Source organism: Aeromonas sp. 55A (assembly GCF_051919665.1).
Lineage (GTDB): Bacteria > Pseudomonadota > Gammaproteobacteria > Enterobacterales > Aeromonadaceae > Aeromonas > Aeromonas veronii.
The window spans coordinates 3786091-3811822 of the sequence record NZ_JBQBEH010000008.1 but is presented as its reverse complement, the minus strand read 5'-3'; the positions used below and the strand labels follow the sequence as shown (position 1 = coordinate 3811822).

The following is a 25732-nucleotide window of genomic DNA, read 5'->3' as shown; positions in this document are numbered from 1 at the left end:
GCAATCATCCAGATCCGGGAATCCATGTCGCCCAATAAAGAGCTTCTCCTTTCGGGACCATGTCCTGGTGATTAGGTGAACGTGCTTATAAAGAAGGCGACCTGATGGTCGCCTTCTTTGTTTATTATGACGTGCAGAGTTCGCAGCCCGAGGGGCTATCAGAGCACCATGGCGGCAATCCAGCCGAAGATCACCAGCGGGATGTTGTAGTGAATAAAGGTGGGCACCACGCTATCCCAGATATGGTCGTGCTGACCATCTGCGTTGAGGCCGGAGGTGGGCCCCAGAGTCGAGTCGGAGGCCGGTGAACCCGCATCCCCCAGCGCGCCAGCGGTACCGACCAGGGCGATGATCGCCATTGGTGAGAAGCCAAGCTGCAGACAGAGCGGCACATAGATGGTGGCGATGATGGGCACGGTGGAGAAGGAAGAACCGATCCCCATGGTGATGAGCAGACCCACCAGCAGCATCAGGAAGGCGGCGATCCCCTTGTGCTGACCGATGCCGGAGGCAACCACCTGAACCAGAGAGTCGACACCGTGAGTTGCTTTCATCACCGCGGCAAAACCGGCGGCGGAGATCATGATGAAGCCGATCAGCGACATCATGCGCACTCCCTGGGTGAAGGCATCCTGGCTTTCGCGAAACTTGATGACGCCGCCGCAGGTGAAGATGACAAAACCGGCCAGTGCACCCAGTACGATGCTGTTGGTCATCAGTTGCAGCCCCAACGCTACGCCAATGGCCAGCAGAGCCACCCAGATGTGGGTGAGGTTGAGCTCGACCGCTTCGGGCTCGGCATCCAGGATCTTGGCCAGATCGTACTGGCGCGGTTTGCGATAGCTGATGAATACCGCAATCAGCAGGCCCAGTACCATACCGGCAACCGGAATGGCCATCGCCAGCGGGATCTGGCTGGTGGCGATGGGCACGCCGTTATCGATCAGGTTCTTGGCCAGAATGTTGTTCAGGAAGATGCCACCAAAGCCGACCGGTAGCACCATATAGGTGGCGGTCAGACCAAAAGTGATGACACAGGCCACCTGACGACGATCGATCTGCATCTGCGCCATCACATGCAGCAGCGGCGGGATCAGGATGGGAATAAAGGCGATGTGAACCGGGATCAGGTTCTGGGACGAGATAGCCACGGCCAGCACGGAAGAGAGCAGCAGGGTTTTGACCCACATGATGCGGGTCGAGCTGGCATCCTTGCCCAACTGGCTGATCACCTTGCGGGCCAGCAGGTCGGTGATCCCGGAGCGGGAGATGGCAACTGCAAAGGCGCCCAGCATGGCGTAGGAGAGGGCAATCTCGGCGCCACCGCCCAGGCCACCGCTGAAGGTGGTGAGGGTATCGGTCAACGACAGCCCACCGACCAGGCCGCCAGCAATGGCCCCCAGCGCCAGCGAGACCACCACATTGATCCGCAGCAGACTGAGCACCAGCATCAGCCCGACTGCGATAACAACTGGATTCATTTGATTTCCTTATAGTTTGTTATTGCTGTCTGTCATGTGAAGGGGAGTTAGTTTGCGAAAAATGTGACAAATGTCGAGTAAAAAATCAGTCAAACCCCTCATATCGCAGCAGCATGTGGCACAAGGTTGCTCAACATGAGGGTTTGTGACCTGTTTGTCTCCGTGCATCCCGTGTGCTGCGGTGGATAGTGACGCTGATAGCGATTTCCGGTGCGCTGTGCAATCAATCACGTCCCCAAAAAGCGAAGGCTGCCAGTGGCAGCCTTCGTCCGTTTATTCTTGTCCCTCATCGTCGGCAGGGGCATCGGTTGTGTCATCATCCGGATGTGCTGGCGGCCAGCCCCCCATGCTCTTCCAGCGGTTGACGATATGACAGAACAGCTCTGTGGTGCGTTCGGTGTCATAGAGGGCAGAGTGCGCCTCTTTATTGTCAAACGGGATGCGGGCGCTCTGGCACGCTTTGGCCAGCACGGTCTGACCCAGCACCAATCCGGAGAGAGCAGCGGTGTCGAAGGTGGCGAATGGATGGAACGGATTGCGCTTGAGGCCAGCGCGCTCGGCGGCAGCCATCACGAAGCCGTGATCAAAGGTGGCGTTGTGGGCCACTATGATGGCGCGGCCGCAATCCTGCTCCTTCATCCCCTTGCGGATCCCCTTGAAGATCTCGGTCAGCGCCTCTTTTTCCGAGACAGCGCCACGCAACGGGTTGTAGGGGTCGATGCCGGTGAACTCCAGCGCGGCTTTTTCCAGGTTGGCCCCTTCGAAGGGCTCGACATGAAAGTGGAATACCTGATCGGGAACGAGCCAGCCCTGCTCATCCATTTTCAGGGTGTAAGCCGCGATTTCGAGCAGGGCATCGGTCTTGGCGTTGAACCCGGCTGTTTCAACATCGATGACGACGGGGTAAAAACCACGGAAACGGCCCTTGAGGGTATGAACTGCGTCGGTCATGGGATCTCGGTCGGGATAAAATGAGGCGGCATTATGGCAAAAAAGCGCTGGCTTGTCCTCCCATCCCACGCAGTTGGCCGCGGCAAGATGGCGCCGGATTCAATATCTGTGCAGCCACCAGCGGGCGGCAACCAACGCCGTGAACGACCCCAGCAGGGCGCTGGCCAGCACATCCACCGGCCAATGCATCCCCATCACCATGCGCGACAGACCAACCCCCAGCGCCCACAAAGGCAGCAGCCAGACGCCCGTGGGGGCGCGGGCCAGCCAGATAAGGCCAAAGAACTGGGCCAGGCTGATGGCGGCGATGCTGTGGCCAGAGGGGAAGGCGTAGTTCACCTCGTCCTGCCAGTGGTGGCCGAGCCACTCTGGCAGGGCCAGCAACTGGCTGGCGGCGTGAACCTGTTCACTGCGCACATCGACGCTACTGGCGTAGAAGTGCTTGATGGCCGGGATCAGCGCCTGACTCTCAAGCCAGATCAGATAGGGTCTGGGCTCTTCGGTCAGGTGTTTGATCAGGCTTTTGAGCACCCAGTCGCTGGCAAGCAGGGCCGCCAGTGCACACCCCAGCGCAATGAAGGAGGCCCACTCCAGTCTCAGTTTGTAGCGAGTCAGCATCAGCAAGAGGGCGCCACTGATCCCGATCCCGGGAATATCGACCATGCGGGTGAGGGCGTATGACCACCATAGCCAGCCTGATTGCAGGGAGCCGGTCAGAAAAGGCTGCCAGGGCAGGGTGGCGAGCAGCAGCAGGGGCAGGATTAACAGGGCAGTGAAGCCAAGCACCTGACTGCGGGTGAGTGAAGCGGTTGACATTGGGAGCGACGAAGCGTGTGGCGGCATGGTGGGTATGGGCGATCGCGAAAAAGAGGGGCATTGTGCCACCGTGATATGCCCGGACAAAGCCGAGCAGCACGTTTGTTACCTCTGCTTACACATTTGTGGCGATATCCTCTGTTTGAGCGGGCGGATGGAGCGGCTGCCGCGCAATGTGGTCCCGTTTCGCGCCGGATTGCATCACAGGCTGAAATCTCGGGCGGCTTTGCGCTAGAATGGCGCCCCCGTGGCGGTTGTGACCAAAGAGAGCCCGATGAAGATAGTCGTTGATGAGAATATGCCCCATGCCGTGGAGCTGTTTGCCGAATTTGGCGAGGTGGTCGCCTTGCCCGGACGGCAGATGCAGGCCTGCGATCTGCTGGATGCCGATGTGCTGCTGGTGCGTTCGGTCACCCGCGTCAACGGCGATTTGCTGGCGACCAGCCCCAAACTCGGGTTTGTCGGCACCGCCACCATAGGCACCGACCATGTGGACAAGGCGTTGCTGGCAAGCCGCAATATTCCCTTCTTCAGCGCCCCCGGTTGCAACAAGTATTCGGTGGGGGATTATGTGCTCTCCGCCCTGCTGGTGCTGGCGGAGCGCTACGAACTCGACCTCTCGGCCATGACGTTGGCGGTGATTGGCGCGGGCAATACCGGCGAGTGCGTGGCTGGCAAGGCCCAAGCGCTCGGCATGCGGGTACTGCGCTGCGATCCACCCAAGGCGCGTAATACCCCCGATGCGGGCTTTGTCGATTATCAGACCGCTCTTGGTGCCGATATCGCCAGCTTCCATGTGCCCATTACCCGCGAAGGGCAGGATGCCACCTACCATTTGCTCGATGCCGAACAGATTGCCGCTCGTCCTGCAGGGCAGATCCTGATCAACGCCTCCCGTGGCGAGGTGTGGGATAACCGGGCCCTGCTGGCGCGCCAGTTGAGCGATAAGCCGTTGCGACTGGTGATGGATGTGTGGGAGAACGAGCCCGAGCCACTGGCAGCGCTGGTGCCCCATACCGAGATTGCCACCCCCCATATCGCCGGTTATAGCCTGGAGGGGAAGGCCCGCGGTACCTGGATGCTCTATCAGGCGCTCTGCCAGCAGCTGGGACGCCAGCCTCGTCAGGATTTGAGTCGGCTGTTGCCCGCCCCCGATGTGCAGGCAGTGGTGCCAGGCCGCGCGCCGGATCAGGCGCTGATCAAGCAGCTGGTGCATCTGGTCTATGACGTGCGCCGCGATGATGCCCGTTTCCGTGCCCGACTCGGTCTGCCCGGCAGCTTTGACGAGCAGCGCAAACACTACCCCGAGCGCCGTGAACTATCCTCCCTGCAGGTTGAGGGGGTGTTTGCCGACCAGACGCTGGGTGAGCTGGGATTTGCGCTGTCACGCCCCTGAATCGGGGACTAGGAGTTGGAAGATAACCGGAAGGGGTGAGCCGTACTGGCTACCTCGCCCCCATTTTTTTACTGAGCTGGCGCAGATGCTACTGCGCCGGCTCAGCCATATCTGGCAGCGTCATCTCGCAGCGCGGAAGCCTGCCGACCATGGCGCCACCCGGCGCCATTGCAGCATTATCAGAGGAGAACAGAATGAGCCAGCAGTTTAACGTAGCGGTATTGGGTGCCAGCGGCGCCGTGGGTCAGGCGATGATCGAGATCCTGGAAGAGCGCGAATTTCCGGTAGCGACCCTCTATCCGCTGGCTTCCAGCCGCAGCGCCGGTGATACCGTGCGCTTTGGCGGCAAGAACCTCGAGATCCTCGATGTGGAGGAGTTTGACTGGAGCCAGGTGCAGATCGCACTCTTCTCCGCCGGTGCCGAGGTCTCTGCCAAGTGGGCGCCGATTGCTGCCGAACACGGCTGCATCGTCATCGACAACACCTCCTGCTTCCGTTACGACGAAGATATCCCGCTGGTGATCCCGGAAGTGAACCCGGATGCGCTGGCCGATTTTCGCAATCGCAACATCATCGCCAACCCCAACTGCTCCACCATCCAGATGCTGGTGGCCTTGAAGCCGCTGCACGACGAAGTGGGCATTGCCCGCATCAACGTGGCCACCTATCAATCCGTGTCAGGCTCCGGCAAAGAGGGGGTCAGCGAGCTGGCTGGCCAGACAGCTCATCTGCTCAACGGCCGTCCGGTGGAACCGACCCTTTATCCGCAACAGATCGCCTTTAACCTGATCCCGCAGATCGACAGCTTCACCGACAACGGCTACACCCGTGAAGAGATGAAGATGGTGTGGGAAACCCAGAAGATCCTCGGCGATGCCAGCATTGCCGTGAACCCCACCTGCGTGCGGGTGCCGGTCTTCTACGGCCATGCCGAGGCGGTACACGTCGAACTGCACCAGCCGCTCGATGCCGAACAGGTCAAGGATCTGCTGCGCAGTGCGCCGGGTGTGACCCTGTTTGATGACGAAGGGGACTATCCGACCCCGGTGCGTGACGCAACCGGCAAGGATGAGGTGCTGGTGGGTCGGGTACGCCAGGATATTTCTCACCCGAGTGGTATCAATATGTGGATCGTGGCCGATAACGTTCGTAAGGGCGCGGCAACCAACAGTGTACAGATTGCCGAGCTGCTGGTTCGCGACTATCTGTAAGGCTGGTCAGATGCCACAAATGCGCAGCAGGGAGTGCTGCGCATCCGGCCTGTGATCAAACCGGGGTGTGACCCATGCCGCACTCCGTCACTTCAAGATTCTGTTGCGATATCAACTGATTAAGTTTTTTCCTACACTCAGGGTCAAGTTGGGTGCTAAATGTGTCGGACTGCTGGCTTGCCAGGCGAGCCTGATTTATATTGAACCGACTGTTTTGGGGTAACTATCCAGATTTTTCAATGTGATAGGGCCGTCATACGAAGGAACGAATATGGGACATTCCCGCATAACATTGGCAACGCTACTCGCATTGGGTCTGCTGGGCACCGTCCAGGCTGAAGACTCGGCGCGGGAGCCTTTTTTTGTCGAGCTAAAAGGCCCTGACGAACCCGCACCTCCCGCCGTCAATTCCCAGCCGCTGGCGCAGCCGGTCGCCAGACCCGTGGCGCAACCGGTGCGTGCAACCGCCCAGCCGGTGGTGCGTCAGGTCACTGCCAATGCCGGTAGCTATGGCCCTGTTCGTCCGACCGATACCCTCTGGAGCCTGGCGAGCAAATATCGCCCCTCCAATCGGGTCAGCGTCTACCAGACCATGGTGGCGATTTACGAGAAAAACCCCCGCAGTTTCGCCGATGGCAATATCAACCACATTCTGGTGGGGTCCCGTATTCTGCTGCCGACCGCGGCCGAGGCGAGCGTCATCACTGATGCGCAGGCCCGCGCCAAGTTCCGTAGCGACAACGCCAGCTGGAAGGGGTTAAGCCCCAAATATCTGGCTGACAAGCAGGCCCATACCGCCAAGCCGGCTGCCGCCAAACCCGCGAAGGTTGAAGCCGCCAAGACCGAGCTGGTGAAGGCTGCGCCTGCGCCGCTGCCAGTGGCGAAAGCCGCCCCCATTCCCGCCCCGGTGGTGGCACCGCAACCGGCGGCTGAAACCAAAGAAGTGGCCAAGGTGAGCGAGCCAGCGCCGAAAGAGGCGGTAGCACCTGCTCCGAGCGCAGCAGAAGGCACCACACCGGCGCCTCTGCCTTCCGATCTGGATAAACCAGTGGGCAAACCGGCCACTGAGATGGCGCTGGCACTGGAAGATGCCAATGCCCAGCTCGGCCAGGTGACCGAGATGAACCACAGGCTCAAGCTGCGTCTGCAATCCCTGACCGAAGAGGTGGAGACCCTCAAGGCCCAGCTGCAGGATCAGACCGCGCTGCAAAAAGAGATTGCCGAGCTCAAGGCCCAACCGGTCCCGCCGGCGGCAGCCGAGCCTGAGCCTGAGAAAAACTGGTTGATGGATCTGCTCTCCTCACCGCTCAACCTCGCCATGATCATTCTGCTGCCGGTGCTGCTGGTATTGGCGCTGGTGACCCTGTGGCTGCGTGCCCGTGCCCGCCGCGAACTGGAAGAGCAGGAGAAGAGCCTCTCTGAATCCACCGCCATGATGATGGATCAGGAGCAGAGCGAGTTTGATGATCTGCTGAGCGTCGATGTGACCGACAACGAGCCGGTGCGACCGGTGCCGGATCTCAACACCCCCGATGGCTTTATGCCGATGGAGCCTGACGAGCCGGCCGCCAAGCCGGATGTCGATCTGGTGTTCAGCGACGAGGGCGAGATGGAGCTGCAGGGCTTCGAGCCCGAGCGGATGGCGGCCCAGCCAGCCAGTCGTGACCCGGATCTGGTGCCGGATCTCGATCTCTCGCTGGATGAGCCCATCGCGCTGGCCAACGAGCCCGCCATGGATCTGGCCAGCGAGTTCAACCCCAAGCCCAAGGGCGCTGACGAGATCATGAGCGAAGAGGAGCTGCAGGCAGCCCTGTTTGCCGAGCTGGATGCAGATCTCTCAGCCGATCTCGACCCCGATTTGAGCTCCATCGACGAAGTCGGCGCCGCTGACGACGATCTGGCCAGCTTCGATCTCGGTGATTTCGACAACGCCCTCGACGAGCCTGCTGCTGGCAAAGATGACAACGCCATTGATCTCAGTGCCGCAGAGGACACCGACGAGAGTGCGGATGCCATGCTGGCCGAGCTCGGTCTTGAGCCTGTCAAGGCGAAGGAAGCCGAGCTGGATCTGGAGTGGGATCCCAACGAGCTGGCGCTCTCCGATTTCGAAGATGCGTTCGCCGAGGTGGAATCTCATCCGGCAGATGTTCAACCCCGTGAGCAGGCGCAAGAGAGCGGCTACGTCGAGATCGACAAGCTGCTGGCCGAAGCAGATGCCACCGCGCCAGAGCAGGAGCCGTATCAGGGCTTCTCGCTGGATGTGGGGCTGGATGGCTTCCCCGAGGTGCTGCCGGAATCCACCGGATTTGATGTGGATGCCGACGACGGCGGTGTGGGTGCCAAGCTGGATCTGGCTCGTGCCTACCTCGAGATTGACGACAAGGATAGCGCCCGCGAGCTGCTGCAAGAGGCGGCGGAGCAGGGCAGCGATCACCAGCGCGCCGAAGCCGAGAAGTTGCTCAAGCGGTTGGGCTAAAGGATTTCCCATCACGGGATCAGCAAAACGGGGGCAGCCAGCAGGCTGCCCTCTTATTTTGGCGATTTGTTATGGGGTGAGCATGGCCTCGCAGGCTGACCATCCAGGCCAATTGCGCGTGTGGTGGGACTTTTCGGGCTGAGCGCGTATAATCCGCCCCGTTTCTTTCACTGCGTTTTCACAACAAGACAAGTTTATCCATGCGAATTGCCCTAGGTATTGAATATGACGGCAGCCGGTATTTCGGCTGGCAGCGTCAGCGTGAAGTGATCAGCGTGCAGGCTGAACTGGAGACGGCGCTGAGCCGGATTGCCAACCACCCTGTCTCCATCCAGTGTGCCGGGCGCACCGATGCCGGTGTCCATGCGACCGGTCAGGTGATCCACTTCGATACCGAGGCGAACCGTGCCGAAGGGGCCTGGACCCTGGGGCTCAATTCCAACCTGCCGCCGGATATCGCCGTGCGCTGGGTCAAGCAGGTGGACGAGAGCTTCCACGCCCGCTTCAGCGCTACCGCCCGTCGCTACCGCTATGTCATCTACAACCACAACTACCGGCCGGCGATCCTCGGCAGTGGCGTCAGCCACTACCACGAGACCATCGATGCGGAGTTGATGCACCAGGCCGGCCAGAGCCTGCTGGGGGAGCACGACTTCAGCACCTTCCGTGCCGTCGCCTGCCAATCCAACACCCCGTGGCGCAATGTGACCCATCTGTGTGTCAGCCGCTCCGGCTCCTACATCGTGCTCGACATCAAAGCCAACGCCTTCCTGCACCATATGGTGCGCAATATCACCGGCTCCCTGCTGCTGGTGGGGCAGGGGCTCAAACCGGTGGAGTGGATTGCCGAGGTGTTGGCTGCCCGGGATCGCAATCTGGCCGGGCCGACCGCCAAGGCCGGTGGCCTCTATCTGGTCGATGTGGATTACCCGGCCGAGTTTGCTCTGCCGCAGTTGCCGCTCGGCCCGCTGTGGCTGCCGGACTCGGCACCGGGTACGACCAGTTTTTAGTAACTGCGCCCGAAAAATTGTGGTTTAATGACCCGTCATTTGTTGCCATCGAGCTATTAAGTCATTGAACAATCTAGGCTCGATGCGTTTTGTCAGGCACAAAAGCATTAAGGAATTCCATGAGCTGGCTTGAGAAGATTCTTCCCAAGAGCAAGATCACTGCGCCCCGTCGTCACAACATTCCGGAAGGGGTGTGGACCAAGTGCAGTGCTTGTGAACAGGTGCTCTACCGGGCAGAGTTGGAGCGCAACCTCGAAGTGTGCCCCAAGTGTGATCATCATATGCGCATCAGCGCCCGCGCCCGTCTCGAGAGCTTCCTCGATGAGCAGGGTCGTACCGAGATCGGTGCCGAGCTGGAGCCGCAGGATGTACTGAAATTCAAGGATTCCAAGCGCTACAAGGATCGTTTGTCTGCCGCTCAGAAAGAGACGGCGGAGAAAGATGCGCTGGTGGTGATGAAAGGGACCCTCAAAGGGGTACCGGTTGTCGCCTGTTCGTTCGAATTCTCCTTCATGGGGGGCTCCATGGCCTCCGTGGTCGGTGCCCGCTTCGTGCGCGCCGTCGAGGAGTGCATCAAGGAAGGCCGTGGTCTGGTCTGCTTCTCCGCTTCTGGTGGTGCTCGCATGCAGGAAGCCCTCTTCTCCCTGATGCAGATGGCCAAGACCAGTGCAGCGCTGGACCGACTCACCAAGGCGGGCCTGCCCTATATCTCCGTGCTGACCGATCCCACCATGGGTGGCGTCTCTGCCAGTCTGGCGATGCTGGGCGACATCAACGTGGGCGAGCCCAAGGCGCTGATCGGCTTTGCCGGCCCGCGCGTTATCGAGCAGACCGTGCGCGAGAAACTGCCGGAGGGCTTCCAGCGCTCCGAGTTCCTGCTGGAAAAGGGTGCCATCGATATCATCATCGATCGCCGTGAAATGCGTAACCGTCTGGCCAGCCTGCTCGCCAAAATGCTGAATACTCACGTCATCGAAGAGTGAAGATGAGTTCAAACATGCAACAATCCCAAAGCCGGTCGCTTGTCGACTGGCTTTCTTATTTGGAGCAGATCCATCCGGTCAATATCGACATGGGGCTGGATCGGGTCGGTGCCGTCGCCCGGCGCATGGGTCTCACCCAACTGCCGTTCAAGGTGATCACGGTGGCGGGTACCAACGGCAAGGGCTCCAGCTGTGCCATGGCGGCCAGCATTCTGATGGCCGCAGGCTACAAGGTCGGCGTCTACTCCTCGCCCCATCTGCTGCGCTTTACCGAGCGGGTGCGGGTCAACGGCCAGGAGCTGGCCGATAGCGATCACTGCGCCGCCTTTGCCGAGGTGGAAGCCGCTCGTGGCGAGATTGCCCTTACTTTCTTCGAGTTTGCCACCCTGGCTGGCTTGTGGCTCTTCTGCCGCGCCGCCCCCGATGTGCTGCTGCTGGAAGTGGGGCTGGGTGGTCGGCTCGACGCCACCAACGTGGTGGAGTCCGATGTGGCGATGATCACCTCCATTGCCCTCGATCATTGCGACTGGCTGGGTGATACCCGGGAAGCGGTGGCGGTGGAGAAGGCTGGGGTGTATCGCGCTGGCAAACCCGCCATCAGCGGTGAGCCCAATCCGCCTGCGACTATCGCGAGTGAAGCACAGCGTCTTGGCGCCAACCTGCGTCAGGTCGGTATCGATTTTCGTGGCGATGAGCACGAGAGCGGTTGGGATTATCACGGCCTGAACCAGTGGCGGGATCTGCCAAAACCGGCGCTGCCGCTGATGAACGCGGTGACCGTGCTGGCGGCGCTGGAATCCCTCGGCTTACCGCTGCCGGAGTCCGCCATTCGTGACGGGCTTGCCAATGCCCGGCTGGCTGGCCGGATGCAGCAGTTGCAAAGTGCGCCGCTGGTGATCGTCGATGTGGCCCACAACCCCCATTCGGCGGCCTATCTGGCAGCGCAATTGCGCAAGATGCCCTGCACGGGTGTGCGCCGCGCCGTGGTCGGCATGCTCAAAGACAAGGACATGGCGGGCTCCCTTGCCGAACTCGATGGCTTGATTGGCGAGTGGTATCTGGCCAGCCTCACCGGCCCGCGCGCCGCCACCTCTGCGCAACTGGCTGCGGCGTTGGGAGAGGGCAAGGGGCCTGCCAGGGAGTTTGATGATGTCAGCGCCGCTTATCAGGCAGCGTTGGCCGCATCGAGTCCGGACGATATGGTCATTGTGTTTGGTTCGTTTTACACTGTCGCCGACATTCTGGCGGGTGTCGCCGTCTAGGCCACACCCCGGCTCCCCGGCCTTCGCGCGGGGAGCCAAATCGCATATTGAGTTACGTAAAGGTAGGATTCAACTTGGCCTCGAAGTTTCAAAACCGTCTGGTGGGCACCGTCATCCTGGTGGCCCTGGTTGTTATTTTCCTGCCGGACTTGCTGGATGGTCACAAGCTGGCACAAAAGGAGGAGGCCTTTGCCAAGATCCCGCTGCGCCCCGAGCTGGAGCCTGCCAAGCCTGCGCTGCAGGTCTCGGCAGCCAGCAGCCTGCCAGCCGATCATCTGGCCAGCCAGCAACAGGCCTCTGCGGCCCAGCAGTGGCAAGTGGAAGAGGTGGCTGACCCCATGACCCTCGCCGGTCAGGGCAACGGTGCGCAGCCGGCGACAACCCCTGCCGCACCGGCACCGGTTCAGCCGCAACAGAATGCCCAACCCAAGCCACAGCCCAAGCCGGAAGTGGTGGCCAAAAAGCCGGTCGAACCGCCAAAGCCAGCACCCAAGCCGACGCCAGCCAAACCGGTTGAAGTTGCCAAGGCACCCGCACCGACCAAGCCGCAGGCGGGTCAGATCAAGTCCCTCGACGATCTGATTGAAAGCAAGATGACCCAGCCGACCACTCCCGCTCCTGCTGCGGCACCGGCGCAGGGCAGCTGGATCCTTCAGCTTGGCGCCTTCAAGAACGTCGACAGCGTCAATGCGCTGGTGAGCAAGCTGCGGGCGGCGGGCTACTCTGCCCATACCTCGCCGCGCACACCGGTGCAGGGTCAGCTCAACCGGGTCTTTATCGGACCGGATGTCTCCAAGGCCAAACTGCAGGGGATGCAGGGGCGGATCTCCCAGATGACCGGCCTCAGTGGTTCGGTGGTCTCTTACAATCCGTGACGGCTTGCCGTTGGCAATGGCCCTCTGAAACAAACACCGCGCCCTTTGCGCGGTGTTTTTTTATCTGGCCGTCGTGATTTTTAAGGACGGCGTCGTATAGGTCACCCCCCGGTTGGGATTTTCGGGCAGTTGGGGTAGTCTGAGCCCTTCTGCTACTCACAGGAGTTCAAGATGATCCTCTCAACGACCCCCACGCTGGAAGGCAAAGCCATTCGTGAATACCGCGGCATCGTGGTAGGCGAAGCCATTCTCGGCGCCAACATTTTCAAGGATCTCTTCGCCGGGATCCGCGACATCATCGGCGGTCGCTCCGGCGCCTATGAAAAAGAGCTGGCCCGTGCCCGCGAGATCGCTTTCGACGAGCTGAAAGAGCGCGCAGCGGCCCTTGGCGCCAATGCGGTGGTCGGCATCGATATCGACTACGAAGTGGTGGGGCAAAACGGCAGCATGCTGATGGTCAGCATCAGTGGCACCGCCGTGGTGGTCTGATCGGGCACCCGCCTCTGAATGGGCAATGAGCCGATAACTGGGTTATCGGCTTTTTTATTGCCTGTCTGATACGTGGCGGCTGGCAGGGTAATCACTCAAACCATTGATTTTAAATATTTATATTTATTAATAATTCCACTGGCCGGTTTTATTTTTTTTAACTGGGTGGCCCGAGAGGGCCAAGCTAGAGTGCCGCCATCAGGAACGACACCGCTCACGGACGAGGTTCTCTTCTTTTGAAGGCGTATCACTATGAATCAAAAACCTGCTCTGCTGACCCTTGTCATGTTGGCCATGACCGCCCATACCGGCAGTGCCCTCGCGGCGCTGCCCAATTTCAGTGCGACTTGTCCCACCGATATTCGGGTCAAGTCGCAAGGGGGCAACGTCTTTATCAATGGCAAGAAGGCGACCCTGAAAACGCTGGCGCCCGCCGCCTATTCGGCCACAAACGGCAAGGTGGTCATCGGGATCACCTTCGATCTGCCCGCCAGCGAACCCACCCTGGATTACGTCATCAAGCATGATCGCCGGGCTCATGGCTTTTGCACCGTGCACGCCTGGTCGGCGGGCAAGGCCGCCGCACTGCCGATGGCCAAAGGGGATTCCCCTTATCAGGGCAAATGGACCGCCAAAAATAGCGAGACCGGCGCTACGGTGGCCAACATTCAGGTGGATGGCAAGGAGCAGGTGTGGGTCAACGGAGTCAAGGTGAAGGCCAAGCGGGCCGATGGCGCGCTGCAGTTTCGTCAGGGCACCATTCTCTATACCCTGCAGGGGGATCCGCGCATTCGCGATGAGAGCGACTGGAATGACAGCGATGTTCAGAATACCGGCCCCATCCGGCTCGAGTAACAGACGTGCCGTGCCACGGCTTGGTCACTGATGCAAAAAACAGAGAGCGGCATGGCCGCTCTCTGTTTTGTTGTCTCTATTGGTTGATCGCCGTGCGGGGTTAGATGCCGTGGATGGCGTTGGCTTCCCCATACCAGTCCAGCTTGTCGGCCAGGGTGACCACGGTGCCGATGATGATGAGGCTCGGGCTATTCACCTGACGGGCCAGCTCGGCCAACTGCTGCAGCTCGCCACGCACCACCCGCTGACTGAGCTGGGTGCCTTGCTCCACCAGCGCTACCGGGGTGTGACCGGGCATGCCGTGGGTTTGCAGCGCATCCTGAATGCGGGCGGCGAGGGCCAGCCCCATGTAGAAGACCAGGGTCTGGCGGGGGGCCGCCAGCGCCGACCACTCCTGGGCGATATTGCCCTCCTTGTCATGCCCGGTGATGAACTGCACCCGCTGGGCGTGATCGCGGTGGGTGAGGGGAATGCCGCTGTAGGCAGCGCAGCCTGAGGCTGCCGTAATGCCCGGTACCACCGAGAAGGGGATGCCCGCCTCGGCCAGGGTTTCCAGCTCCTCGCCACCCCGGCCAAAGATAAAGGGATCGCCCCCCTTGAGCCGCACCACCTGTTTGCCCAGCTGCGCTTGTTCCAGCAACAGTTGGTTGATCGCCTGCTGGGGCACACAGTGGCGGCCCGCCTCCTTGCCAACAAAGATCCGCTCGGCATCCCGGCGAACAAGCGCCAACACCTCCTGTGAGACCAGTCGGTCATAGACCACCACATCCGCCTGCTGCAACTGCTGCAGACCGCTTAGGGTAAGCAGTCCCGCATCGCCGGGGCCGGCGCCCACCAGGGTCACGCTTCCCTTGCTCTGTGGTTGCTCATCGAGCAGCTCTGCGACGCTCTGTTCGGCAGCTTGCTGCTGGCCGCGGGCCAGTTGGCGGGCGAGGCGCTCGTGGCTAAAGAGCCGCTCCCAGAAGCGGCGGCGGGCCAGCTTGTCCGGAATGAATTTGACCCGCTCGCGCAACTTGCCCGCCAGCGCCGCGAGCTGGCCGAGGTGTTGCGGCAGCATGGCTTCAAGTTTTTCCCGCAGCTGGCGGCTCAGTACCGGCGCCGCGCCTGCGCTGGAGATGGCCACCATCAGCGGCGAGCGGTCAATGATGGCGGGCATGATGGCGCTGCAGTGGGCCGGAGAGTCCACCACATTGCAGAAGATCTGGCGCAGGTTCGCCTCATGAAAGACCTGCTGGTTGACTTCTTGCTGGTTGGTGGCGGCTATCACCAGCCACTTGCCATCGAGCAGTTCGGGATGAAAGCCGGCGGCGCAGACGGTCAGGCGACCCTGCTCGGCCCAGCTCATCAGCTGGGGTTCCAGATGCGGGGCATTGATGGTGATCTTCGCCTTGGTATCGAGCAGCAGGCGCGCCTTGCGCACCGCCACCTCACCGCCGCCGACGATCAGGACCGGCTTGTTTTGCAACTGACAGAAGAGAGGGAGAAAGTCCATAACAGGCTCCGGATGCAGGCCCGCTCGCAATGCCGCGCCGGGCGAGATAGCAGGGCGCGCCGTGACGCACCCCGGATGGTCGGGGGAAAGATCCCCCGACGGGAATAAAAAAGGGGAAGGGTGATCTACGCCCGGGCCAACGACAGATCCCCACCGGTGTCGGCCACTTGATCACGCTTCCCCAAACGAGGTTTTTCCTATTGCACCGCTTTGACGTGCATGTTGGCGACGTACTGATCTTCGGCCCAGAAGATGCGGTCAGCGACCATGGCTTCCGGGTTGAGGGTGACGCCGCGCAGCACCCGCTCCTTGAACTTGTGATAACCGGCCCGGTCGATAAGGTGACCCATGTGCAGGTAGATGGGTTTGCCATCCAGCATCTCGGCCTCGAACTCGAACAGGTTCTTGATCACCGCGTGCAGCACCTCTTCGGTCACCCAGTTGAGGAACAGCTTGCCGGTACGAGGGGTCTTCTTGCTGGTGCGTCCCCCCAGCTTGACCATGTAGAGCTGCTTGGGATCCCGCTGCCAGGCCAGGGTCGGGCAGGCCAGCACGCACTCGCCACAGCCGATGCACTTGCTCTCCTCCTTGACCGCCTTGCCATGCTTGATGGCGAGGCAATCCACCGCGTGGTGGCTGCATGCCTTGACGCAGGCGCCGCAGCCGATGCAACGCTCGGCATTGAAGTGGATCTTGGCGATGCCGAGGATACCGAAGTCGGCCATGTTGGCCTTGGCGCAGTCGTTGGGGCAGCCGGCGATCACCATCTTGAGGTGATAGGGGTTGGGGTAGAGGTGCTTCTCCATCCGCTGAGCCAGCCCGGTGCAGTCGATATTGCCCTTCTGGCAGATGGTGTTGCCTTGACAGGCGACGATATTGCGCCCGCCGATGGTCTGGTAACCGGCTGTGGTGTCCTCTACCTCGATGCCGCAGGTCTCCACCTCGATCTCCTTGATAAAGGGTTCGAGGGCGGCGTTGACCTTGTCCATGTCCTGATACTTGATGCCGGGCATCGCCAGCTTCTGGCGGGTGGTGAGGTGGATCAGGCCGTTGCCGTACTGTTCGGCGATCTGCTGGGCTACCGCCAGCAGGTGGGCGGGCATGATCCCGCCGGGAATGCGTACGCTGATCATCGCTTCGCCGCGCACCTTGGAGAGGCGGTATTCGTTCTTGGCGCGGGCCTTGATGATGTCGATATCGAGACTCATGGTGTTCTCCCTCAGTCGATCAGATGCTGGGCCTGGTCAAAACGAAAGACCGGTCCATCCACGCAGATATAGGTGTCGCCCATCCGGCAGTGGCCACACTTGCCGACGGCGCAAGCCATGCGGCGTTCGTAGTCGACCCAGATGCGATCCTTGGGGATACCGCGCTCAAGCAGGGCGAGTACCACGAAACGGATCATGACGGGAGGGCCGACCACGATGGCCTGGATATCCTCGCTATCCGAGAGATCCAGCTGGTCGATGTAGTCGGTGACCCGGCCGATGCGAAACTGCTCGCTCTCCTTGCCCTCGTCCAGCGTGACGATGAGATTCTGGCGCTTGGCCCAGAGCGGCATCTCGTGGCGATATAGCACCGCCTGCTCGTTCTTGAAGCCGAGGATCATGTCGAGGGACTTCACCTCTTCCGGGTGTTTGCTGAAGCGGCGCAGCAGCCCCTTGACCGGCGCGACGCCGGTGCCGCCCGCCACCACGATGAGGTGCTGGTTGCGGTAGGTCTCCAGCGGGTAGCCGTTGCCGTGGACGCCGCGCATCCACACCTTGTCGCCCACATCGAGGGCAAACAGCGCATCGGTTACCTTGCCGACTTTGCGGATCAACAGATCCACATAACCATCTCCATAGTCGGAGACCGAGATGGGCGCTTCGCCCACGGTGGGCAGGGAGATCTCCACAAACTGGCCGTAGTGGACATCAAAGTCGCGTGATACTCGAAAGTTCCACTCCAGCTCGGTGTGGCGCTCGATGGCCAGAATGGTGTAGGCCTTGGGCAGCAGGCGATTTTCGACCACGTCCTGCTGCGGTTCTGCTGTTGCGGTTTGCTGGCACTGGCACATATCAGTTCGCCCCCTGCGCGTTGTCGGCTGCGATGGTCTGTTCGACCACATCGGTCATCTTGTTGATGATGTTGCTAAAGGAGATGTAGTGAGGGCAGCGATCGTCGCAGCGGCCGCAGCCGACGCACATGTGCTCCTCCCCCTGACGGGCCTTGTAGTCGTTGACCTTGTGCAGGGCGCGATAACGCAGGCGCTCGCCATGCTTTGCGCGAAAACCGTGGCCACCGGCCATGTCGCTGAAGCCATCCACCATGCAGCTGGCCCACTGGCGACGGCGCTCGCCCTGCTGGGGGTTCTCCGCATAGGTGAGGTCATGCACGCTGTAGCAGCTGCAGGTCGGGCAGGAGGTGGTGCAGCGGCCGCAACCGATGCAGCGGCTGTCGTACTCGGCCCAGACCGGATGGGTGGTGAGGATCTGGCGGATCCGCTGGGGGTCGTCACAGACGCTGTCCGGGGTGTGTACCTTGACCGGGTTGCTCTGGACAAATTCCGGGGTGAAGTCATCGGATTCACCCAGTTCGGCAAAGTAGCCGAGCAGCTCGGGATCCTTCACCTCGATGCGGGCACCCTCATCGCTCAGACGAATGGCGGCGGCGTAGTCTTGGGTCTCGTTGCTGCCCATGGAGACGCAGAAGCAGTTCTCGAAGCTCTCGCGGCACTCCAGCAGCACCAGCTTGAGCTTGCTGCGCAGCCGGGCGTAGTAGACGTCACTGTTCTGGCCATTTTTCAGGTAGACCTGATCCAGCCTGCGCAGGGCGTGGATATCACAGCTGCGCAAGAACAGCAGGGTGGGCTTGGCCTCCACCTTGGATTCGCGCAGCTCCAGATTGTCGAAGTGGAACAGGGTCTGGGTGATGGGGAGCACCACCTCTTTCGGGGAGAAGTGGGACTTCTCCTGCCACACCAGATCGGCCGGATGGCGGATGCTGTGGTAGGTGACGTTGTCGGTGTCGGAGAAGCGGCCACCCCGATATTCGGCCGCGGGCGCCATGATCCGGTAATCGGGCAGCAGCCGCTCGAACAGCTGCGCCAGCGCGGGATGGGTGAGAAGAAACGACATAAATAAACACCTTGTATGAGGGTGAGATGCCCTGGCATAGGGATGAGGAGCGGGCCGGTCAGGATGTCTGGCATCGGTTCTGGCCGCGCTTGCCTCGCCACGGTCTGTTTTTATGACTCATGTTGCTCAACTGACCCGATTGTTATTGTGTTGGCGGCGCGTGCGTCGCGGCAGGTCGGGTCATGCCTGTAAAACCCTTATCAATTGAGCAGGGCGGCCTGATAGCCTGCGCACTTGCCCATCACGTATCCCATCTCCAGCTTGTTGATATCGCGGGTGAAACGGGAGACGGGGAAGTAGTCGGCCGGGGCGATCACCTCGATCTGGCAGTCCTCCGGCGGATTGGCGATAAAATCGAGCGCCTCGTTGTAGCTGCGATCCCGCTGCTCCAGCGCCTGTGCCAGCGCGGGGCGGGTCTTGAGCAGAGTGCGGATCATCCAGGGGAAAGGCATCGGCTTGAGCCGATAGCCAAGGGGCTCGGAGAGGATCACAGTCAGGTGACGGGCACCGCGGCGGTAGGCCTCGATCACCGGGATGGAGTCGGCCACCCCGCCATCTGTCATCGGTACCCCGTGCACTTCCGGGTATTCATGGGAGGCGAGGGGAATGGCGCAGCTGGCGGGCAGCACCTCGTTCATGTTTTCCGGCTTGACCCGGATGTACTCCGCCTTGCCGGTCAGGGTATTGGTCACCACCGCATAGAAGGGGATGCCGGTCTCCCGGTAGGCGTGAATGTCGAGGGGATACTTGCGGCAGCTGGTGTTCCACAGCCAGTGGATATCCACCAGATTGCCCCCCTTGGCAAAGCGCAGGGGATCCATAAACTGCTGGCTGCACGCCAGTTTGGTCAGGATCTCGTGGCTGCGGCCATGCTGGCTGGCGAGATAAGCCAGCAAGTTGGTGGCCCCCGCCGAGACGCCGATGGCGAAGTCAAAGGGGCGATAGTCATGCTCGATAAACGCATCCAGTACGCCGCTGGCAAATATGCCGCGCATGGCGCCGCCTTCTACAACCAATGCGCTGGGGGATGCGTTTTTGTTCATGACAGGCACCTCATTGATAAGTCAGAGAGAAAAAGTGGGAAAGAGAACGTTCGGGCTGTCAGGCCGACCATTCTGACAACCAACCGGGGTTGGCCATCGCAATGAGGTCATTCTAGGAAGGGGATAGTGTTTAGAATATCTGTTAATAATGAATCAAGTGTTTTGTATTTCTAAACGATGGTGATAAACCCGTTGTGATCAAAGGGGTTGTGTAGGAGTCTCAACGACTCTGTGATGGCTGGATATTGGCAAGGATGAGTGTGTCATGACGTTATTGGTGCCCCCGCTGCTCCGACGTGGCGATACCATCGCTTTTTTCTCCCCCTCCAGCGCGGCGACCGCCTGGGCTCCCAACCGTTTTGCCCGCGCCAGAGCCTTTCTTGAGGGGCAGGGCTTTAGGCTCAAGGCGGGCAGCCTCACCGGCCAGCAGGATCACTGGCGCTCCGGCTCCATCGCCGCGCGGGCCGAGGAGCTCAACGCCCTTATTCGCGACCCAGAAGTGCGCTGCATCATGTCGGTGATTGGCGGCAGCAACTCCAACTCCCTGCTGCCCTACCTCGATTTTGAGGCGCTCAAGCGCGATCCCAAGATCATCGTTGGCTACTCAGACGTGACGGCGTTGCTGCTCGGCATCCATGCCCAAACTGGCCTGGTTACCTTTTATGGCCCGGCGCTGGTGGCCTCCTTTGGCGAGTTGCCACCGCTGGTGGATGAGACGCTGGCCAGTTTTTTACAGATTGCATTGGCCGATGAAGCTGGCGTCCCCTGCACGTTGCCCACCCCCGCGCAATGGAGCGATGAACGGCTCGATTGGGAAAACCAGACCCGGGCCAAGCAGTGCCAGCCCAATCGGCTGATCTCGGTGGGCTCAGGCCGGGTTGAGGGGCGACTGATCGGCTGCAACCTCAACACCATGGCGGGGATCTGGGGCTCCCCCTATATGCCCGTCATCGAGCACGGCGACATTTTGCTGCTGGAGGACAGCCTGAAATCTGCCGAGACGCTGGAGCGCTCCTTTGCTCACCTCAAGCTGTGCGGGGTGTTTGAGCGGATCGGTGCGCTTATCCTCGGCAAGCACGAGTTGTTCAACGATCAGGGTAGCGGCAAGCGCCCCCTCGATATCCTGCTGGAGGTGGTGGGGGAGCCGAACTTCCCCATTCTGGCGGAGTTTGACTGCGCCCATACCCACCCCATGCTGACGCTGCCGCTGGGTATCGAGGTAGCGCTCGATCTCGACCGCCAGCAGCTCACCTTGCTGGATCCCTGGTGGGATGACTGTTGAGGCTATGTTGCCGAGGGAGATGAAGCACACATGCTATGTGCTGAAGAGGATTGATGAATGCTCGACACCGCCCATCAAGGGTCGTTTGTGGCAACAAGCGCGACTCGGGAGCGCGCTTGTTGCCATTGGCTGGATTACCAGCGGTAGGTTTTCAGCAAGGCCTCCAGTTTTTGACACTGCTCGACCAGCTGGATACTGGCGAGGTTGGCGGCATGGGCCTGACCCAGAGTGTCATTGGACGTATTGCGAATGTCGCTGACCGCGTGATCCACTTCGCTGCAGACCCTGTCCTGCTCTTCTGCTGATTGTGCCATCTGGGCGTTGAGGTCATTGATGCTGGCGATGCGTCCAATGATGTTTTGCATGGCCGCCAGGGTTGCCTCTGTCTTGCTGATGCTCTCACCGGCTTTGCTTTTTGCATCCCCGATCACCACAACGGCGCTTTGGGCCTCGTTTTGCAGGGCGGCGATCATCTGGGAGATCTCCTCGCTGGCGGCGCGGCTACGGTTAGAGAGGGCCCGCACTTCATCGGCTACCACCGCAAAGCCACGGCCCTGCTCGCCGGCCCTGGCCGCTTCAATGGCGGCGTTGAGGGCCAGCAGGTTGGTCTGATCGGCAATCCCCTTGATCACCTCAAGCACACCGTCAACGGCGAGGCAGCGGCTATCGAGTTGCTGGATAACCTGATCCACCCGATCAATTTCTGCCGACATCTCGCCCATATCTATGATGGAGTGCTGGGCGAGGCGGCTGGTATTGGCGGCATCCTGATTGGTGAGGGCGGAGAGCTCGGCGCTCTTGCGGGCATGTTCGCGCACTTCGTGGGAGCTTGCCGCAAGCTCGCTTACAGCGGCGGCAACCTGAGTGGTCATCGACTCTTGCTGACGGGCCGAGTTTTCTGTCTGGGTCGCCACCTGACGGATCTGGCTCGACTCCTGATAGAGCTGATGGGTCGCCCCTTCTACTTCCTGCAGGCTGTGCCTGAAGCCCTGCACCATCTCATTGACGGCACGGGTCATCTGGCCCAGCTCATCCTGACTCTGGTTTAGCAGGGGGATAGCGAGGTTACGCTCTTTGGCCATCTGGAGCATGGTACGTTGCAGTTGCCGCAGCGGGTGTTTTACATAGCGTTGCAATACCCACCACAGCAGGCCGAAACCGAGGCTGAAGACAAGGGCCAGACTGCCGCTCAGGATCAGGTTGTTGTGGCGGATCTCGCCGAAGGTATGGCTGAGATCGTAACTGATCCGCACCGCTCCCATGACAGTGCCTTCAGGTACTTGATGGCAGGTGGTGCACTGGGTACCGCGATACTCCTTGTAGGCTTTGAACGGCTTGATCAGGGTGAGCTGGTTACCCTGTTGCTGCAGGATGGTTTCCCCCTGATTGATGGCGCGTTCGTCGAAGCTGTCCTGGGCTTTCTGGTCCGGGAAACCCGGGCCAAACAGGTTGCTGACGGCCGGGGCTCGAACCAGACGAGCCTCGACAATGCCCGCTTCACTCTTGAGTTTGGTCTGCACTATCTGCCGGTTGGCCATGCCACCTGTCATCATCAGCACGTTGACCTGATCCATATAGGTGTTGGCCATGCTCTCAACCTTCTCCTCTGCCAGCCGGATGGCGAGATCCCGTTGCAGCCAGGCAGAGAGCTCGAAGCTGAGGCCAAAGGTGGTGCTGATGACCAGCGCAAGAGGGAGAAAGATTTTCCAGTTCAGGGAGAGGTTATGCATAGTCGGGGCGTTCCATGCGTTGTTGTGTTTTATCTGTTCCAGCTTCATCTGAGCGTAGGCGAGGAGAGCAAGAATGATGGTTCTCTATCGGCACACCATAACCGCTCTTTAGTAAATAATCTGTTAAGCAGATCGGTAATGCTGGTTGCCAAAATGACTTCGACGAGCTGCACGGCTCTGTGGGTTGATCCAGAACAAAATGCCAGTAACGATAATCGTTATCATTATTATTATTTACAAAAATAGTGACCACCATGAATCTGACCCCTTCCATGACCGGTATCTCCTCGCCGGATCCCCTCAAGTTTGCCTTTAGCGCCAAGACCTCGGCCCACGCCAGTCGGGGAGGGATGCGCCCCTTCCCGCTGGATGAGGCTGGCTGGCAGAGCTGGTGGCAGCGAGAGAGTGAAGCTGAGGAGCGCGCCCTCTACATCCATATTCCGTTTTGCCGCAAGCGCTGCAGCTTCTGCAATTTCTTTGAAAATGGCGCCAACCCGGCGCGGATCAACCACTATGTCAACGCTCTGTGCGCCTCCCTTGCGCAGGCGGCTGACACCCCGCTGGCGCAGAGCATGCCATTTTCAGCCGTCTATGTGGGGGGCGGTACGCCGACCGACATGAGCGCCGACGAGCTGGCCATGCTGGCCGCCGTGATCCGCCGTTTTCCGTTGTCGGCCTATGCCGAGGTGACGCTGGAGGGACGCCTCAACGGCTTTGATGATGAGAAATGGCAGGTGGCGCTGGCCGGGGGCTTCAACCGCTTCTCATTCGGGGTGCAGAGCTTTGATACCCGGGTGCGTCAGCAGGCGGCCCGTTTCGATGACAGGGAGACGCTGCTGACCCGTCTGGGTGAGCTGACCCGGGATGATGCGGCTGTGATCGTGGCGGATCTCATCTTTGGTCTGCCCGGTCAGGATGATGCCGTGTGGCAGCAGGATATCCGCGATGTGATGGCGAGCGGTGTACACGGGGTCGATCTCTACCAGCTCATCGCCATGCAAGGCACCAATCTGGATCGCGCGCAGGAGAAGGGCACCTTGGATTGGCTCGCCGATGGCCAGCAGCGGGCGGCCATGTATGCCTATGGCGGAGCGCAACTGGAAGCCCACGGCTGGGAGCGCCTCTCTTGCAGTCACTGGCGGCGCAGTCCGGCCGAGCAGAGTCGTTATAACCAGATGGCCAAGCGCGGTGCGGAGATCCTCCCCTTTGGTGCCGGTGCGGGGGGCAGCATTCTTGGCCACGGCTTGATGTATGGCCGGGATCTGGCCCCCTGGCACGACGCACTGGCCAACGGCAAGCGGGCGCCCGGGATGGTGATGGGACGCAATCCCAATGCAAGGATGGACGGTCTGCTGCGTGGCGCCCTCGACAGTGGAGTGCTGGCGCTGGATCGTCTGCCAGCGCCTTTGCTGACCCATCTGATGCCGCTTTTTGCCGCCTGGCAGCAGCACGGGCTGGCCGAGATCGAGAATGCAAGCTTGCAACTCACCCTCGCCGGACGCTTCTGGAACGTCAATATGCAGGCTGGCTTGTTCGAGTTCTTGCAGCTCAATCCGTTTGATGGTTCAGCACCGCCTAGCCATGGTACCGCCGCGGTGCGCCATTCGCTGGTTTGAGCCCGAGCGGAGCATTTGCACGGCTCCGTGTGATCCACAACGAAAGAGGGAGCCTTGCAGGCTCCCTCTTTTGGCTTGGCAGTTAGCGTCGTGCGAGCTTACTCGTCGCTGCTCTCCTGATAACTGTCGCGCATTGCTTTGGGCAAGCGGCGCATCGGCGCAAAGCCGATATCCTCGCCCACCACTTCCCGCTTGCGGGACTTGTTTTGAGGAGACTGGGCGGGATTTTTGCTGGCATCACCCTTGGCTTTGCCCTTGCCCGCGGCTGGCTTGCCCTTGGCATTGCTGCTCTTGGCGTTGGCATGACCGCGAGCCCGAGGCGGGTTCTGCACCGGCTTGCTGCCCGGCAGAGTCTGGCGACTCGGCTTGCCGCTTGGCTCATACCCTTCCAAGATCTCCACGGTCAGGGATTGGCCGATCAGGGCTTCGATAGCCTTGAGCTGACCCAGCTCGTCCTGACTGACCAGCGAGATGGCCTCGCCGCCACGACCGGCGCGGCCGGTACGGCCGATACGGTGGATGTAATCCTCCGCCATCTGGGGCAGTTCGAAGTTGATCACGTAGGGCAGTTGATCGATATCCAGACCGCGGGCGGCGATATCGGTTGCCACCAATACCCGAACGTCGCCACTGCGAAAATCGGCCAGCGCCCTGTTGCGGGCTCCCTGACTCTTGTCACCGTGGATGGCGACGGTGTCGAGCCCATCTTTTTGCATCTGTTGGGCCAGGCGGTCGGCGATCTGCTTGGTGCGAACAAACACCAGCACCCGCTGCCAGTTGCCACGGCCAATCATGTGGGAGAGCAGCTCGCGGCGCCGCTCCCGATCCACCTGAATGATGCGCTGGTTTACCTGCTCGGCGGCAGTGTTGCTCGGATCCACTTCGATCAGGGTGGGGTCGTTCAGCAGATCATCGGCCAGTGCCTTGATGTCGTTTGAGAAGGTGGCAGAGAAGAGCAGGGTTTGCCGCTCTGCAGGCAGCGCCTTCATGATGCGGCGGATGTCGTGAATAAAGCCCATGTCGAGCATGCGATCCGCTTCATCCAGCACCAGCACTTCCAGCTGGCTCAGGGTCAGGGCGCCCTGGGTCAGCAGATCCAGCAGACGGCCTGGGGTGGCGACCAGAATGTCCACCCCCAGCTTGATGGCGTCCAGATTGGGCTTGATGCTGACACCGCCATAGGCGATCAGAGTCTTGAACGGCAGGTGGTGGGCATACTTGATGATGCTCTCGCCCACCTGTGCCGCCAGTTCGCGGGTCGGGGTGAGCACCAGGGCGCGCACCTGACGTCGGCCGCGGCCATGGTTGGCCAGCAGACGCTGCAACATCGGCAGGGTGAAACCGGCCGTTTTGCCTGTGCCTGTCTGGGCACCGCCGAGCACATCCTGACCAGCCAGAATAGCCGGAATGGCTTGCTGCTGGATGGGGGTTGGCTGTTCGTAACCCAGCTCCTTGACGGCCCGCAGGATGTGCGGGGACAGACCCAGTTCGTTGAATGACATGTTCGAGAGAAACTCCTGAGATGAGCCTTTGGCTCAACGGGCAGCCAGCGTATTGGGGCCAGCCACGATATGGAAATGATAACGGGGGCGTAATATAGCAAAAGAGCGGCCGCTGCGCAGTAGCTGTTGTACCGGCCGCTCTT

Annotated in this window: 22 protein-coding genes; 11 read left to right on the top strand and 11 right to left on the bottom strand. The window is 60.8% G+C overall.

Annotated elements, in window-relative coordinates:
• Window positions 1-158: 158 nt before the first annotated feature.
• The 3 genes from ACTG2G_RS21520 to ACTG2G_RS21510 form a co-directional block, all read right to left on the bottom strand.
• A complete protein-coding gene (locus ACTG2G_RS21520) occupies window positions 159-1481 on the bottom strand; it encodes a Na+/H+ antiporter family protein (RefSeq protein WP_421385945.1) in 1323 nt (440 codons plus the stop codon).
• Window positions 1482-1754: 273 nt separating this feature from the next.
• Window positions 1755-2432: a ribonuclease T gene (gene rnt, locus ACTG2G_RS21515; RefSeq protein ID WP_429128316.1), complete on the bottom strand. Its 678-nt coding sequence runs from the start codon at window positions 2430-2432 to the stop codon at window positions 1755-1757.
• Window positions 2433-2531: 99 nt separating this feature from the next.
• Window positions 2532-3275: a phosphatase PAP2 family protein gene (locus ACTG2G_RS21510; protein WP_429203914.1), complete on the bottom strand. Its 744-nt coding sequence runs from the start codon at window positions 3273-3275 to the stop codon at window positions 2532-2534.
• 247 nt (window positions 3276-3522) lie between these two features.
• Between ACTG2G_RS21510 and ACTG2G_RS21505 the strand changes: the two genes are divergently transcribed.
• The 9 genes from ACTG2G_RS21505 (at window position 3523) to ACTG2G_RS21465 (ending at window position 13805) form a co-directional block, all read left to right on the top strand.
• Window positions 3523-4644, top strand: coding sequence for a 4-phosphoerythronate dehydrogenase (locus ACTG2G_RS21505; RefSeq protein ID WP_429203912.1), 1122 nt, complete (start codon window positions 3523-3525; stop codon window positions 4642-4644).
• Window positions 4645-4838: 194 nt separating this feature from the next.
• On the top strand, window positions 4839-5855 hold the full coding sequence (locus ACTG2G_RS21500; protein ID WP_040066449.1) for an aspartate-semialdehyde dehydrogenase: 1017 nt from the start codon (window positions 4839-4841) through the stop codon (window positions 5853-5855).
• Between the two features lie 271 nt (window positions 5856-6126).
• A complete protein-coding gene (locus ACTG2G_RS21495) occupies window positions 6127-8331 on the top strand; it encodes a FimV/HubP family polar landmark protein (RefSeq protein ID WP_429203910.1) in 2205 nt (734 codons plus the stop codon).
• 200 nt (window positions 8332-8531) lie between these two features.
• A complete protein-coding gene (truA, locus tag ACTG2G_RS21490) occupies window positions 8532-9341 on the top strand; it encodes a tRNA pseudouridine(38-40) synthase TruA (protein ID WP_429203908.1) in 810 nt (269 codons plus the stop codon).
• 119 nt (window positions 9342-9460) lie between these two features.
• Window positions 9461-10324, top strand: coding sequence for an acetyl-CoA carboxylase, carboxyltransferase subunit beta (gene accD, locus ACTG2G_RS21485; RefSeq protein ID WP_005333765.1), 864 nt, complete (start codon window positions 9461-9463; stop codon window positions 10322-10324).
• A 2-nt stretch (window positions 10325-10326) separates the two neighbouring features.
• The gene (gene folC / locus ACTG2G_RS21480) at window positions 10327-11586 is read left to right on the top strand and encodes a bifunctional tetrahydrofolate synthase/dihydrofolate synthase (protein ID WP_429203906.1); all 1260 of its coding nucleotides are present in this window, start codon (window positions 10327-10329) and stop codon (window positions 11584-11586) included.
• 74 nt (window positions 11587-11660) lie between these two features.
• Window positions 11661-12461 (top strand): cell division protein DedD, encoded by an 801-nt coding sequence (dedD, locus tag ACTG2G_RS21475; RefSeq protein WP_040066443.1) that lies wholly within the window; start codon window positions 11661-11663, stop codon window positions 12459-12461.
• A 171-nt stretch (window positions 12462-12632) separates the two neighbouring features.
• Window positions 12633-12950 carry a heavy metal-binding domain-containing protein gene (locus ACTG2G_RS21470; protein ID WP_005352756.1) on the top strand — a complete coding sequence of 106 codons (318 nt, stop codon included), beginning with the start codon at window positions 12633-12635 and terminating at the stop codon, window positions 12948-12950.
• 252 nt (window positions 12951-13202) lie between these two features.
• The gene (locus ACTG2G_RS21465) at window positions 13203-13805 is read left to right on the top strand and encodes a hypothetical protein (RefSeq protein WP_439985838.1); all 603 of its coding nucleotides are present in this window, start codon (window positions 13203-13205) and stop codon (window positions 13803-13805) included.
• A 100-nt stretch (window positions 13806-13905) separates the two neighbouring features.
• On the opposite strand, the gene cysG is transcribed toward ACTG2G_RS21465, so the two are convergent.
• The 5 genes from cysG to ACTG2G_RS21440 all read right to left on the bottom strand — a co-directional run bounded on the left by cysG (window position 13906) and on the right by ACTG2G_RS21440 (window position 19459).
• Entirely contained in the window at window positions 13906-15297 is a 1392-nt protein-coding gene (gene cysG, locus ACTG2G_RS21460) for a siroheme synthase CysG (RefSeq protein ID WP_429203900.1), read from the bottom strand.
• Between the two features lie 197 nt (window positions 15298-15494).
• Complete coding sequence (asrC, locus tag ACTG2G_RS21455) at window positions 15495-16505, bottom strand: sulfite reductase subunit C (RefSeq protein ID WP_040066440.1); 1011 nt, start codon at window positions 16503-16505, stop codon at window positions 15495-15497.
• 11 nt (window positions 16506-16516) lie between these two features.
• A complete protein-coding gene (gene asrB, locus ACTG2G_RS21450) occupies window positions 16517-17356 on the bottom strand; it encodes an anaerobic sulfite reductase subunit AsrB (RefSeq protein ID WP_429203898.1) in 840 nt (279 codons plus the stop codon).
• Between the two features lies 1 nt (window position 17357).
• Entirely contained in the window at window positions 17358-18416 is a 1059-nt protein-coding gene (gene asrA / locus ACTG2G_RS21445; protein ID WP_421221528.1) for an anaerobic sulfite reductase subunit AsrA, read from the bottom strand.
• 200 nt (window positions 18417-18616) lie between these two features.
• On the bottom strand, window positions 18617-19459 hold the full coding sequence (locus tag ACTG2G_RS21440) for a patatin-like phospholipase family protein (protein ID WP_005333746.1): 843 nt from the start codon (window positions 19457-19459) through the stop codon (window positions 18617-18619).
• Window positions 19460-19724: 265 nt separating this feature from the next.
• Here ACTG2G_RS21440 and ACTG2G_RS21435 point away from each other — a divergent pair, with 265 nt between their 5' ends.
• Window positions 19725-20741, top strand: coding sequence for a S66 family peptidase (locus ACTG2G_RS21435; RefSeq protein ID WP_429203895.1), 1017 nt, complete (start codon window positions 19725-19727; stop codon window positions 20739-20741).
• Window positions 20742-20875: 134 nt separating this feature from the next.
• On the opposite strand, the gene ACTG2G_RS21430 is transcribed toward ACTG2G_RS21435, so the two are convergent.
• Together ACTG2G_RS21430 and ACTG2G_RS21425 are read right to left on the bottom strand one after the other, a co-directional pair.
• On the bottom strand, window positions 20876-22471 hold the full coding sequence (locus ACTG2G_RS21430; protein WP_421254062.1) for a methyl-accepting chemotaxis protein: 1596 nt from the start codon (window positions 22469-22471) through the stop codon (window positions 20876-20878).
• Window positions 22464-22727, bottom strand: a complete 264-nt coding sequence (locus tag ACTG2G_RS21425) for a hypothetical protein (RefSeq protein WP_421312129.1) — start codon at window positions 22725-22727, stop codon at window positions 22464-22466. Before ACTG2G_RS21425 ends, ACTG2G_RS21430 begins: the two co-directional genes overlap by 8 nt.
• On the opposite strand from ACTG2G_RS21425, the gene hutW reads away from it, so the two are divergent.
• Window positions 22726-24087 carry a heme anaerobic degradation radical SAM methyltransferase ChuW/HutW gene (hutW, locus tag ACTG2G_RS21420; protein WP_421312130.1) on the top strand — a complete coding sequence of 454 codons (1362 nt, stop codon included), beginning with the start codon at window positions 22726-22728 and terminating at the stop codon, window positions 24085-24087. The genes ACTG2G_RS21425 and hutW overlap by 2 nt on opposite strands.
• A 98-nt stretch (window positions 24088-24185) precedes the next feature.
• On the opposite strand, the gene ACTG2G_RS21415 is transcribed toward hutW, so the two are convergent.
• The gene (locus ACTG2G_RS21415; protein ID WP_429203891.1) at window positions 24186-25589 is read right to left on the bottom strand and encodes a DEAD/DEAH box helicase; all 1404 of its coding nucleotides are present in this window, start codon (window positions 25587-25589) and stop codon (window positions 24186-24188) included.
• Window positions 25590-25732: the final 143 nt, after the last annotated feature.